Annotated in this window: 11 protein-coding genes and 2 pseudogenes; all 13 read left to right on the top strand. The window is 63.1% G+C overall.

Annotation, left to right across the window (positions count from 1 at the left end):
• A complete protein-coding gene (locus tag QOH60_RS25205) occupies positions 1-816 on the top strand; it encodes a coniferyl-alcohol dehydrogenase (RefSeq protein ID WP_526424612.1) in 816 nt (271 codons plus the stop codon).
• A complete protein-coding gene (locus QOH60_RS25200; protein ID WP_526424611.1) occupies positions 816-1,805 on the top strand; it encodes a cyclase family protein in 990 nt (329 codons plus the stop codon). Before QOH60_RS25205 ends, QOH60_RS25200 begins: the two co-directional genes overlap by 1 nt.
• Positions 1,806-1,814: 9 nt before the next feature.
• Positions 1,815-2,417, top strand: coding sequence for an NADPH-dependent FMN reductase (locus tag QOH60_RS25195; RefSeq protein ID WP_526424610.1), 603 nt, complete (start codon positions 1,815-1,817; stop codon positions 2,415-2,417).
• Between the two features lie 82 nt (positions 2,418-2,499).
• Positions 2,500-5,223, top strand: coding sequence for a type I restriction endonuclease subunit R (locus tag QOH60_RS25190; protein WP_526424609.1), 2,724 nt, complete (start codon positions 2,500-2,502; stop codon positions 5,221-5,223).
• Positions 5,220-6,464: a restriction endonuclease subunit S gene (locus QOH60_RS25185; protein ID WP_526424608.1), complete on the top strand. Its 1,245-nt coding sequence runs from the start codon at positions 5,220-5,222 to the stop codon at positions 6,462-6,464. Before QOH60_RS25190 ends, QOH60_RS25185 begins: the two co-directional genes overlap by 4 nt.
• Before the next feature lie 1,009 nt (positions 6,465-7,473).
• A pseudogene (locus tag QOH60_RS25180) lies at positions 7,474-7,563 on the top strand (hypothetical protein); the annotation flags it as partial.
• Positions 7,560-7,982, top strand: coding sequence for a PIN domain-containing protein (locus QOH60_RS25175; protein ID WP_526424607.1), 423 nt, complete (start codon positions 7,560-7,562; stop codon positions 7,980-7,982). The pseudogene QOH60_RS25180 and the gene QOH60_RS25175, both read left to right, overlap by 4 nt.
• Positions 7,864-8,271, top strand: a pseudogene (locus tag QOH60_RS25170) (type I restriction-modification system subunit M N-terminal domain-containing protein); the annotation flags it as partial. The gene QOH60_RS25175 and the pseudogene QOH60_RS25170, both read left to right, overlap by 119 nt.
• A 125-nt stretch (positions 8,272-8,396) precedes the next feature.
• Positions 8,397-9,479 (top strand): HsdM family class I SAM-dependent methyltransferase, encoded by a 1,083-nt coding sequence (locus QOH60_RS25165; protein WP_526424643.1) that lies wholly within the window; start codon positions 8,397-8,399, stop codon positions 9,477-9,479.
• 83 nt (positions 9,480-9,562) lie between these two features.
• Positions 9,563-10,402 (top strand): alpha/beta fold hydrolase, encoded by an 840-nt coding sequence (locus QOH60_RS25160; RefSeq protein ID WP_526424606.1) that lies wholly within the window; start codon positions 9,563-9,565, stop codon positions 10,400-10,402.
• Positions 10,399-11,214 (top strand): SDR family NAD(P)-dependent oxidoreductase, encoded by an 816-nt coding sequence (locus tag QOH60_RS25155; protein ID WP_526424605.1) that lies wholly within the window; start codon positions 10,399-10,401, stop codon positions 11,212-11,214. Before QOH60_RS25160 ends, QOH60_RS25155 begins: the two co-directional genes overlap by 4 nt.
• Positions 11,211-12,026 carry an SDR family NAD(P)-dependent oxidoreductase gene (locus tag QOH60_RS25150; protein ID WP_526424604.1) on the top strand — a complete coding sequence of 272 codons (816 nt, stop codon included), beginning with the start codon at positions 11,211-11,213 and terminating at the stop codon, positions 12,024-12,026. The genes QOH60_RS25155 and QOH60_RS25150 overlap by 4 nt, the downstream gene beginning before the upstream one ends.
• A gap of 120 nt (positions 12,027-12,146) precedes the next feature.
• The coding region (locus QOH60_RS25145) for a glycoside hydrolase family 27 protein (RefSeq protein ID WP_526424603.1) at positions 12,147-13,159 on the top strand (1,013 nt) is incomplete at its 3' end.

Genomic DNA, 13,159 nt, shown 5'->3' with positions numbered 1-13,159 from the left:
ATGGGACGCATTGACGACCTGTGGCGCTACGCCGGTCGCCGCGCGGTGGTCACCGGATGCTCGTCAGGAATCGGTGAGCAGGTCGCCCGTCAGCTGGGTGAGCTCGGCGCCGAGGTCGTCGGCCTGGATCGCAACGCTCCGGCGTTGCAGCTCAAGGAGTTTCACGAGGTAGATCTCGCCGACCCGGCGTCCATCGAGCGGGCCGTCTCGGCGATCGGTGGTCCGATCGATTCGCTGTTCAACGTCGCAGGCGTCTCGTCGGGCATCGGAAACCCGTTGCTGGTCACCACGATCAACTTCCTGGGCACGCGCTACCTCACCGAGGCTCTCGCGCCGTCGATGCCGCACGGATCGTCGATCGCATGCGTTTCGTCGCTGGCCGCGGCCGGTTACCTCGAACACCAGCGCAACGTCGCCGGCCTGTTGGCGACCCGGTCGTTCGGCGAGGGCATCGAGTGGTGTCAGAACAATCCCGACGAGCTGGCTGACGGCGGCTACCGGCTGTCCAAGGAAGCGATCATCCTCTACTGCATGGTCAACGCCGTGCCGCTGGGGGCGCGCGGCATCCGGATCAATTGCACCGCGCCCGGGGTGACCGAGACGCCGATTCTCGATCAACTCCGTACCGCGTACGGTCAGGAGTACCTCGACAGCATCCCAAAGCCGTTGGGGCGCGTGTCCGAACCTGCCGAACAGGCGGCGGTGCTGGTGTTCCTCAACAGCCAGGCCGCAAGCTTCGTCACGGGCCAGGTGTTATGGGTGGACGGCGGGAACGTCGCGAGCCGAATCGCAGATGCTCTGCAAGGAGGTGGATAGTGGCAACCCAGAGCGAATTCCTGCGCGTCGCCGAGGGCGTCCGTAACTGGGGAAGATGGGGCGATGCGGATGAGCTCGGGACACTGAACTTCATCACCGCCGAGAAGGTTCGGCAGGCTGCTGGTCTTGTCAAGCACGGCAAGGTGTTTCCGCTCGGTGTCGACTTCGGGTCGTCGGGACCGCAAGGTGCGTTTGGCTTCCGGCAGAACCCGCTGCACGTGATGACCATTGACGGCGGCGACGCGAGCAGCCTCGGCGAGTACGGCCCGGGGTGGTCGAAGAACCCGACGGCGGAACAGCTGAGCGAGTACTGGACGACTGGGCCGATGCGGTTCAACGACGACGTCATCATCATGCCGCTGCAGGCGGCCACCCAATGGGATGCGCTGTCTCACGTCTACTACGACGAGAAGCTCTACAACGGATTTCCCGCCAGTTCGGTGTCCAGCCTCGGCGCTTTCTACTGCGGCATCGACAAAGTCGACAGCAAGGGCATCACGTCGCGCGGTGTGCTGCTCGACATCTGCAAGCTGCGCGGGGTGACCACGTTCTGCGAGCTCGGTGAGCCGATCACGCCTGACGAGCTCGACGAGGCGGCCCGCACGCAGGGGGTGACGATTGAGCGTGGCGACATCGTGCTGGTCCGGACCGGTTGGTGGGCACGGTTTCTCGAGACCGGTAACGGGGCGGAACCGGGCGCCGGGCTGCAGTGGCGATGCGCGTCATGGCTGCATGAGCACGAGGTGGCTGCCGTCGCCGCCGACAACCTGATGGTCGAGAATCCGCAGTCCGGTATCGACGGCGTCTTCCTGCCGATGCACATGCTGTGTCTGCGCGACATGGGACTGATGCTCGGCGAATATTGGGACCTGACCGCGCTTGCCGCCGACTGCGCCGCCGACGGCGTGTACGAGTTCCAGCTCGTCGCGCCTCCGCTGCGCGTGACCGGAGGCGTAGGGTCGCCGCTGAATCCGATTGCGATCAAGTAGGTGATGGCTTTGGCCGATGAGCGCTTGCGCGAAGAGGAGACGGCGGATGGGCCGCTGATTGTCGGTCTCGGAGGGACGCTTCGGGCGAACTCCTCGACAGAACGCGCGCTGCGGTACTGCCTGGCCTCGGTGGAACGACAGGGCGGACGCACAAAGCTGTTCTGCGGCACAGACATCGACCTGCCGATGTACGCACCGCACGAGCTGGAGCGGACGCCGAAAGCAGCTGAGCTCATCGGGGCGCTGAGGGAGGCCGACGCTGTTGTCGTTGCGTCGCCCGGGTACCACGGCAGTGTCTCCGGGTTGATCAAGAACGCGCTGGACTACTTCGAGGATCTTCGCGAGGATCCGCGGGTCTACCTGGACAACACGCCGTTCGGCTGCATCACGTGCGCCTACGGCTGGCAGGCGGCGGTCGGCACGCTGACCCACCTGCGATCCATCGGGCACGCGCTGCGGGCCTGGCCTACGCCGCTCGGTGTGGCGATCAACTCCGCGGACCAGATCTGGGACGAGGCAGGCGAATTGATCGACGAGACCACCAAGACCCAACTCGATCTCCTGGCCACGCAGGTGCTCACGTTCACGTGTTCGCCCAGCGTGTCCACCTGACTTAGTTGGTTGTCGGCAAAAACACGTTCGAAATATGTGAACCTCGATCCGCCGGCGCCGGATGTGGCTAACCTCTGTGGAGATGACTGACGCGGAACCGGGGGACCGCCTGCCGGCGGAGGCACGCGCGCGGGCACTCATCGATCAGCAGCTTCTGCGGGCCGGATGGAAGGTCCAGGACAAGAAGGATCTGAACCTCTTCGCAGGTCAGGGTGTGGCTGTCCGCGAGGTCGTAATGAAACCCGGACACGGCCGGGTCGACTATCTGCTGTATGTCGATAAGGCTGTGGTGGGCGTCATCGAGGCCAAGCCGATGGGGACGCCGTTGTCGGGTGTCGAGTGGCAATCGGCGATGTATGCCGACGGGCTGCCCGCCGACGTGCGGATTGCGGCCAAGACCCGGGACGGTCGGCTGCCTTTCGTATTCGAGGCCTCCGGGGTGGAGACCCACTTCACCAATGGCTTCGACCCCGATCCGCGGGCAAGATTGATATTCAACTTTCCGCAACCGGAGACACTTGCACGCTTCCTGCGCGAGGCGGACTCGTCGCCAGAGCACCCGACGTGGCGGGTGAAAGTCCGCGATCTCCCGGCGCTCGATACCGATCCGCTACGTCCGGCGCAGATCGATGCAGTCAACGGCATCGAGAAAAGTCTGATTAGCCAGCAGTTCGACAGGTCGCTGGTACAGATGGCCACGGGTGCGGGCAAGACTTACACCGCGGTCACGGAAGCGTATCGCCTACTGAAATTTGGTGGTTTTCAACGAATCCTGTTCCTCGTGGACCGCAACAATCTTGCGGATCAGACGTTGGCAGAGTTCCAGAACTATCGCGCGCCCGATGACGGCCGCCGCTTCACCGAGCTGTACAACGTCGCAAAGCTTTCCAGCGCCGGATTGCTCGGCTCGACGAAGGTGACGATCTCGACGATCCAGCGGGTGTACAAGTTCCTCAACGAGGGCGAGGTCATCGACGTCGACGATCCCAACCTTGACGGCTACACTCCCGACGCGCCAGTGACCGTGTCCTACAGCGATGTACTGCCGCCGGAGACGTTCGATCTGGTGATCGTCGACGAAGCGCATCGAAGCATTTATGGGGTATGGCGTGGGGTGCTCGAGTACTTCGACGCGCACGTTGTCGGCTTGACTGCCACCCCAGGCAAGCAGACGTTCGGGTTCTTCCGGCAGAACCTCGTCTCGGAGTACACCTATCCCGAATCCGTCGCCGACCTCGTGAACGTCGACTTCGACATCTACCGCATCCGCACGAGGATCAGTGAGCAGGGCTCCCGCATCGAGGCGGGCACGATCGTGCCGAAGGTGGATCGTCGCACGCGTCAGCAGCGGCTCGAAGCGCTCGACGACGACCTGGAGTACAGCTCGGGTCAGCTCGACCGAGCCGTGACGGCGACCGACCAAATACGCACCGTATTGGAGACGTTCCGGCACCGGCTCTTCACAGAGATATTCCCTGGACGCACAACGGTTCCGAAAACATTGATCTTCGCCAAGGACGACAGCCACGCGGAGGAGATCGTCCAACAGGTCCGCGAGGTGTTCGGGAAAGGCAACGATTTCGCGGCGAAGATCACCTACAGTGCGCGCAATGCCAAGGAGCAGCTGCAGGCGCTACGGACAAGCCCGAACTTGCGCGTCGCGGTGACGGTAGACATGATCGCGACGGGCACCGATGTGAAGCCGCTGGAGTGCGTCTTCTTCATGCGTGACGTGCGTTCCGCGCAGTACTTCGAGCAGATGAAGGGCCGAGGTGCACGCACGATCCCACCGGCCGACTTTCGTGCGGTCACGCCCGACGCGGAGAACAAGACGAGGTTCGTCATCGTCGACGCTGTGGGCGTTACCGAGCACGAGTTCGTCGAACCGCCTCTGAATCGGCAGAAGTCGGTGGGGCTGAAGAAGTTGCTCGACAAGGCCGCCGCGTTGACGCTGACCGAGGACGAAGCTGCCACGCTGGCTTCGCGTTTGGCGAAGCTGGAACTCGACTTGACGGACGACGAACGCCAGGAGCTGGATGACGTTGCGGGCCGATCGGTTCGCGAGATCGTGAACCAATTGGTGGATGCGGTGGAACCGTCGACCACCTCGGCGGAGGCGGTCGAGAAGGCCATTGAGCCGATCGCGGCTAATCCGGAACTACGCAACCGCATTCTCGAACTGCGCGCCGCCCATGATCGCGTCATCGACGAGGTGAGCAGCGATGAGCTGGTCGAAGCTGTGGGAGTGGTCGACGTGGGTCGAGCACAGTCGATCGTGGAGTCGTGGCAGGCGTATCTGGACGACTACCGAGACGAGATCACCGCGATCCAGATGGGTTACGAGGCTGGCGAGCGGCGAATAGACTTCGGCTTCATCCAGGGGCTGGCGGCGAGAATCGCTCGGCCACCGCACAATTGGACGCCGGAAGTGATCTGGAATGCGTATGCGGCGATCGATGCGCCGAAAGTGCGTAAGAGCGCGACGCATACGCTGACCGACCTTGTCTCGCTGATCCGGTACTCGACCGGTGTCGACGACGAACTGGTTCCCTACGCTGAGCGGGTCCGCGAGAAGTATGCGGCGTGGCTGGCGCAGCAGGAGCAGACGGGCGTCGTGTTCAACGAGACGGAACGGTGGTGGCTGGATCGGATGATGTCGGTGATCGCGAACTCAGCAGGCCTTCGAGTCGAGGATCTCGATGATGCACCGTTCGTCGAGCGTGGCGGAACAGACGGTGCGATAAGGGATTTGGGGGACCGGGCAGCGGTTCTGATTGACGAGTTGAATGCGGAGTTGACCGCGTGAGTTGGGCGGTGGTCACTTTGGGTGAGATCGCGCGCAGCGTTCGGAACGGGATCTTTGCGAAGCGCCCCACTGACGAACCTGGCGGTTCGCGAATCCTGCGGATATCGGCAGTCCGTGACGGTCGAGTCAACCTTGCTGACGCCAAGTACGTCACCGGGCTGGATCCTGCACAGGTCAATCGATTCTCGGTCAAGTCGGGGGATCTGTTGATTACGCGCTACAACGGCAGCCGACCACTTGTGGGCATCGCGGGGATTGTGCCGCCTCACGACGAACCGGTAATCCACCCAGACAAGCTCATTCGTGTCGTGATCGACCGCAGTCGGGCGGAACCCCGATTCGTGAATTATCAATTTCAGTCACCGCAAGTCCGTGCGCACCTAGAGCCAAGAATTCGGACCACCGCCGGCCAATCCGGGATCGCTGGTGCCGACGTCCGCTCGGTGCCTCTTGTCTTGCCCCCTCTCGACGACCAATGCCGCATCGTTGACATCCTCGAAGACCACCTCTCTCGTCTGGAGACGGGAGAGTCGTCGTTGACCAGTGCGATGCGCCGAGCCAGTCTGCTGAATAATGCCGTTCTGGCTGAACTGCACACTGGCCGACCTGTCGCGCTGGAGACATTGACGGCTGTCGCTGGATACGGGACTTCTGTGAAGTGCGTGGCCGAGGGGCACGGTCCACCGGTCGTGCGTATCCCAAATCTAGTCGACGGTCGAATCGACCTCACCGATGAAAAGCGAGCCTACGATGCTGATGTGGATCTGTTGAAGTACATGCTGAGCCCGGGTGACGTCTTGATCATCCGCACCAACGGTTCTGTCGACCTCATCGGACGTTCCGCCGTGGTGCAGTCCGGGGTCGAAGCTGCCTTTGCCTCGTACTTGATTCGGTATCAGCTGCGGGCTGATCAGGTGCGGGCGAAATGGGTACATACCATGCTCGGCACTCCACAAGTGCGTGCCCGAATCGAGTCGATGGCCGCTTCAAGTGCCGGACAGCACAATCTGAGTCTTGGCAAACTCAATTCATTGGAACTGCCTGTACCGTCGTTCGCGGTCCAAGACGCTGGACTCGAACGTCTTACAAAAATCAAATCGGATCTCACCCGACTCAGTTTGCAAATCGCCAGAGCGAGGATACGTGCTGAGGGGCTCCGGACCGCACTGCTCGATGCCGCATTTTCTGGCCGGCTCACTCACGGTGCTTCCGACGTAGAAGTTGTGCTGGAATCCGTATGAGCAACAATCACGTCAAAGTGATCTCAGGCGTAGGCAGCCCAGTGGATCGATGAGGACGGAGACCACGAACGGCAGCCTCACCTTCGGTGAGTGGGATAGTAGTGGTGTCGAGTGGCGCCGGGACGGTGATATGCGGCAGTTTGTCGTAGCGGGCTGCAACGATTGAGTGAGCCCCTTAACGCACCGGGCAGAATCAGAATCGTTAAGGCGGCGCGCATGGAAAGTCATTGAGGGGGTAGCCGCGATGATCAACGAGATCGAGCTGCGCCTCATCGGCGCAACTGCTCCCAGCGGCGAGATCGCCGTCAAGGACCTCGCTAACGTTGCGACGGCACTCCAGGAGCTTGTACTGAGGATCGGCCGCGAGGTGGTGAACACGCCCGGACCGGGCCGCTCGAAGCACTACGTTGAGGAGTTCTCCCAGCTCAGGCTGAGCTCGTTAGAAGATGGGAGCACTGTCCTCCGCTTCAGCAAGGGGCCGATCGACAAGCTCGACCTCGATTTGGCTTTGCTCGCCGAAGCGGACGACCGGTTCTGGGAGATCCTTGGCGCGATCAGCGCGGACCATCGACCGGACTGGGCCACCGAACTCATCGCCGAATCTGCGGGCAAATTGGTGAGTGCCCTCCGGGGTGCGGCACGGACAGCGATCGTCGCGGCGCCATCTCGCGGACAAGTGCACATCGATTCCCAGAGCATCCACCTCGACACGTGGACGGCCGTGCACGTTACGAATGACCTCATGACCACTGCGGGACGGCTGGAGAAGGTCGATCTGCGATCGCACGAGTTTCGTTTGAGGGACGACGTCGGCCACACCGTGGAGCTCAGGCAGGTCCAGAACGACGCTGACGTAGCGCAGCTAGTAGGACGGTGGGTGGTGGCTGAGGGGACCGGGGTGCTGAACGAGTCTGGGCGCCTGGTTGCTCTTGGAGAGGCGCGCGTCTCCTCGGTGGTCGATCCCGCAGCTGAGTTCGCCAGCAACAAGATCGTGTCGAGGGAAGAGATCTTGGCCAGTGCGCCCGGCCCAGACCCTCACGGCGGGATCGACCTGACTGATGACGAGTTCGCAGAGTTCATGAAGGCAATCCGCTCGTGAGTGAGCTCGCTGGCACGGTCGTCGACACCGATGTGTTCAGTTCGCTGTACATACGTAAGCCAACGGGCGACGTCCGCATCCCCGGTTGGCGAGAAGCCTTGGCCGACAGACGTGTTCTCATCGCGTTTCAGACCAGGGCTGAAGTGCTCGCGGGCGTGCGCAGTGCGGGCTGGGGTAAGCAGCGGGTAGCGCAGGTGTTAGGTGTCTTGGACCGGACACCGACAATTCACTCCGACGCGGAGGTCGTTGAGGCGTACGCCATCCTCACCGCGGAATGTCGACGGTCTGGACATGCACTTCATGACAGGCCACACACAGGAGATCGCTGGATCGCTGCCTGCGCGATCGCCAAACAGTTCGACCTGCTCGCCGGTGACACGATCTACCAGGGCGCTCCAAACCTCGCTATCCGCAACTAAACTCAAGGACACGATGTCTGAATCTCGCCGCCTGGTCGACAAACTCTGGTCGTACTGCAACGTGCTGCGTGACGACGGCGTCGGCGTCATCGAGTACACCGAGCAGCTCACCTACCTGCTTTTCCTGAAGATGGCGCACGAGCGTGCGACGCGAAAGCTCAATCCACAGAAGATCGTTCCCAACGAGTTCTCGTGGCAGAAGCTCCTCGACGCTGAAGGCACCGACCTCGAAGTCGAATACACCCAGATCCTTGTCGGTCTCGCGCAGCAGCCCGGCACACTCGGCACCATTTACCGCAAGGCGCAGAACAGAATTCAGGATCCTGCGAAGCTCAAACGGTTGATCGTTGACCTGATCGATAAGGAAAACTGGTCAGCCTCGGGGACTGACATCAAGGGCGACGCCTACGAAGACTGCTCGCCAAGGGTGCCTCTGACAAGGGTTCGGGTGCGGGCCAGTACTTCACCCCGCGTGACCTCATACGGGCGATCGTCGATGTCATCGATCCTCGCCCCGTCGACTCCGTCGTCGACCCCGCTTGTGGCACTGGGGGATTCCTGCTCGTTGCCCATGAACACGTCGCTCAAAACGCTGAGAAACTAACCCCCACGCAGCGCGCCCACCTTCGCGACACCTTCGTCACCGGGTACGAGCTCGTCGACGGAACGGCCCGGCTGGCCGCGATGAACCTGTTGCTCCACGGAATTGGCATGGCTGACGGTGATTCCCTCATCGAAGTTCGCGACGCCCTGATCGCCGACCCTGGGCCGCGATGGTCGGTTGTGCTCTCGAACCCGCCGTTCGGCCGCAAGTCGTCGCTGACGATGGTCGGTGCCGATGGCCGCGAGGCGCGCGAGGACGTCGAGATCGAGCGCCAAGACTTCGTCGTCACGACCAGCAACAAGCAGCTGAACTTCCTGCAGCACATCATGACGATTCTCGACATCAACGGCCGAGCCGCCGTCGTTCTTCCGGACAACGTGCTTTTCGAGGGGGGTGCCGGTGAAACACTGCGGCGAAAACTCTTGGCCGACTTCGACCTTCATACGATGCTACGGCTTCCCACGGGCATCTTCTACGCCCAGGGCGTAAAGGCCAACGTGCTGTTCTTTGACAAGAAGCCTGCATCCGAACAGCCATGGACCACCAAGCTCTGGGTGTACGACCTGCGCACCAACCAGCACTTCACCCTCAAACAGAACCCCCTGCGCCGTCATCACCTCGACGAGTTCGTCGACTCCTACCTCACCGCCAAGCCGCGCGACGAGCGCGTCGAGTCGGAGCGATGGAAGTCTTTTGCTTACGACGATCTCATCGCGCGCGACAAAGTGAACCTCGACATCACCTGGCTGCGCGACGAGTCCCTCGAAGATCCCGACAACCTTCCCGCTCCGGAGATCATCGCCCGCGAGATCGTCGAGGATCTCAGCGCCGCACTCGCCGAGTTCGAGGCAGTGGCCACAGCACTGGAAGCGGCAGCGAATCCCAAGCTCTGATCCGGAGCGATTAAGCAGTCTGGTCAATTCGCCATGTGGAGAATGCTGTTCTCCAATTGCGCAAGTGCCAGTATCGTGGGCGCGTGCCGTTTGAGAGGAAGACCATAGACGTCGACGGCCTCGCCACCAGTTACCTGGAAGCCGGCGAGGGCGATCCCGTCGTGCTGCTTCACGGCGGCGAGTTCGGTGTAGACGCGGAGGCGGGGTGGGAGCACAACATCGCCGCGCTTGCTGCGCACCACCGCGTGCTGGCACCGGACATGCTGGGGTTCGGGCAGACCGCGAAAGTGGTCGACTTCAACGACGGCCGCGGCATGCGGATCCGGCACATCGCACGGTTCTGCGCTGTATTGGGAGTCACGTCAGCGCATTTCGTCGGCAACTCGATGGGCGCGATCAACCTCCTGGTCGACCAGACGTCGGGCGCGTCGGTGCTGCCCGTCCGGAGCCTGGTGGCGTTCTGCGGCGGCGGCGACATCCAGCGCAACGAGCACACCGCTGCGCTCTACGACTACGACGCCACTTTCGAGGGAATGCGCAAGATCGTGCTGGCGCTCTTTCACGATCCCTCGTATCCGGCCGACGACGACTATGTGCGGCGTCGCTATGAGTCGAGCATTGCACCAGGGGCGTGGGAAGCGTTGGCGGCAGCGAGGTTTCGGCGCCCGGGTTTGGAGCCGCCGCCGACACCGTCAAGCAAGCGGCCCTATGACCGCATCACTGTGCCCACGCTTGTTGTCGAAGGTGCATGCGACAAGCTGCTGCCGCCCGGCTGGGCCGCGCAGATGGCGGGTCAGATCGCGGGTGCCCGGTCGGCCGTCGTCGAGTCGTCGGGGCACTGTCCGCAGATCGAGCAACCCGATGCGGTCAACGAATTGCTGCTGGATTTCTTGGCTAGCCACAAGGAGGTGCCGGCGTCATGAACGAGCTGGACGGCAAGGTTGCCATCGTCACCGGCGGAGCGTCAGGGCTCGGCTACGGCACCGTGGAGAAGTTCGTCGCCGAGGGCGCGCGGGTGGTGATCGCCGACCGTGACGAGGAGCGCGGCGAGGAACTCGCGGCGACATGCGGTGAAGCCGCCGTGTTCAAGCGTGTCGACGTGGCCGACGCCGGGCAGGTGAGTGATCTGATCGCGACGACGGTCAGCGAGTTCGGCGGGCTGCACGTGATGGTCAACAACGCGGGGATCTCCAGCAAGATGTCGATGGGCATCCTCCGCGACGACTTCGCCGATTTCGAGAAGGTGATGTCGGTCAACGTGCTCGGCGTCATGCTCGGCACGCGTGAGGCCGCCAAGCACATGTCGGCCAACCGCGGGGGATCGATCATCAACGTGTCCTCGATCGGCGGGATCCAGCCCGGCGGTGGTGTGTTGACGTACCGCGCGTCCAAGGCGGCCGTGCTGTTCTTCAGCAAGTGCGCGGCAATCGAGTTGGCGCCCTACGACATTCGTGTCAACTGCATCGCTCCGGGCAGCATCCCGACACCGATCCTCGAATCGTCGGCGAAAGAGTTCCCACCTGAGGTTCGCGACAAGTTCGTGGCATCGTCGCGCGAGACGATGCGGAACAACAGGCCACTCGACCGCGACGGCACGCCTGAGGACGTCGCGGAGGCGGCGCTCTATTTCGCCACCGACCGGTCGCGCTACCTCACTGGTACCGTGCTCCCGGTCGACGGCGGCACGTCGGTGGGCCAGCCCGTTCGCCGGCGCTCCAAGGGAGGCTCATCGTGACAGTGCCTGTAGTCGTGGTCATCGGTGTCGGTGGCATGGGGGAGGCGGTCGCGCGGCGGCAGGGCTCGGGACGCAAGCTGATCGTCGCCGACTTCAACGAACAGACGCTGGACTCGCTGGCCGCGACGCTCGAGGGTGACGGTTACGACGTTGTGGCACAACGGGTCGACGTCGGGTCGCCGGAATCGGTCGCGTCGCTTGCGGAATCTGCCGCCGCGGCCGGACCCGTCACTCAAGTCGTGCACACTGCGGGACTGTCGCCGGTCCAAGCCAGCGCGGAAGCAGTGCTGCGGGTCGACCTGTATGGAACGGCGCTGGTGCTGGACGCGTTCGGTGATGTCATCGCTGCCGACGGGGCCGGGGTGGTGATCGCGAGCATGGCAGGACACATGATGGGCGAACTGCCGCCGGACCAGCAGACCGGGCTCGCCAAAGCACCGGCCGACGCACTCCTCGACCTGCCGTTCCTCGCGCCAGACCAGGTCTCCTACAGCGGACATGCGTACTCGATTGCCAAGTACGCCAACAGATTACGTGTGATGGCAGAAAGCCTCCGGTGGGGTAGGCGAGGAGCGCGACTGAACTCCATCAGCCCCGGCATCATCGCCACACCGATGGGCCAGGAAGAGCTCGCCTCGGAGAACGGCAAAGTCATGCGATCGATGGTCGCGGCCTCCGGAACCGGGCGACTAGGCACGCCGTTCGACATCGCGAATGCCGTCGCATTCCTGCTCAGCCCGGAAGCGTCGTTCATCACCGGAACGGACCTGCTGGTGGACGGTGGTGTCGTCGCATCGATCAGAGCAGGTTGAGTCCAGGAGTAGCGAGTGGGATCAGCCCGGTTCTGGAGCGTCGCACTCTGTGTGGGTTTGCTGTGTGCCGTGACAGTCGGATGCTCAAGCCGGACAACGGATTCCGGACCGCCAACGCGCATGACTCCACCGATGGGATGGAATTCGTGGAACGCGGGCATCCCGCCGACCGAGCAGATGATCAAGCAGACCATCGATGCCATGGTGTCGTCCGGAATGCGGGATGCCGGCTACCGGTACGTCAACCTCGATGCCGGCTGGGCGGCCCCGACCCGCGGTGCGGACGACGAGCTGCGTGCCGATCCGTCGGCGTTCCCGGACGGCATCCCCGCGCTGGCCTCCTACGCGCACGACCGCGGCATGCTGCTCGGTATCTACGCCAGCCCGTTCAACGAGATCTGCGGACAGGACCCGCGGGTCGGCAGCAAGGGTCACGAAAGCACCGACGCGCGCACCTTCGCGGATTGGGGCGTGGACTATCTGAAGTACGACTGGTGTCGCAGCGATGCCGACCACGCCGAGCAGGTGCGCCTGTTCACCGCAATGCGAGATGCGTTGCGCGCCAGCGGGCGTCGGATTTTCTACAGCATCAACCCGAACAGCTCCGACGATTACCGGGCCGGAGTCACCTACGACTGGTCGGGCATTGCCGACATGGCCAGGACCTCAACGGATCTGGTTCCCGTGTGGCGAGGCACACTGCCACGCGACTTCACGGACGCGTTTGTCACCGGGGCGTATCTGGGCGTGCCCGACGCATTCGCGGCCTCGGTCGCGACGAAGGGCAGCCGCCCAGGCTATTTCGCTGACCCGGACATGCTCGTCGTCGGCCTGCCTTGGAGCGAATTCTGGACCAATCACGAGAAGGGCGCATTGCCCGACGCCGAACTCCAATGGAGCGCAACAGCGCAGCCAGGGATGACCGAAACCGAAGAGCGCACACACTTTTCGCTGTGGGCGATGCTCTCGGCACCACTGATCGCGGGGAACGACGTGCGGTCGATGTCGGAAACGACGCGGGCCATCCTGACCAATGCCGATGTCATCGCCGTCGATCAGGACCCTCTGGTGGCGCCCGCCACGCGGACAGGCGGCGAGCCGCGTGTGCTCGTCAAACCGCTAACAGGCGGGGA

The sequence above is a fragment of the Mycobacterium sp. genome (assembly GCF_032159765.1).
Classification (GTDB): domain Bacteria; phylum Actinomycetota; class Actinomycetes; order Mycobacteriales; family Mycobacteriaceae; genus Mycobacterium.
Note: the sequence above shows the minus strand (reverse complement) of the source record. Positions and strands in the feature narration are given on the sequence as shown.

Coding starts and splice junctions, on each gene's coding strand:
- QOH60_RS25205 (WP_526424612.1), top strand. CDS start 1: ATGGGACGCATTGACGACCTGTGGCGCTACGCCGGTCGCCGCGCGGTG.
- QOH60_RS25190 (WP_526424609.1), top strand. CDS start 2,500: ATGACTGACGCGGAACCGGGGGACCGCCTGCCGGCGGAGGCACGCGCG.
- QOH60_RS25155 (WP_526424605.1), top strand. CDS start 10,399: ATGAACGAGCTGGACGGCAAGGTTGCCATCGTCACCGGCGGAGCGTCA.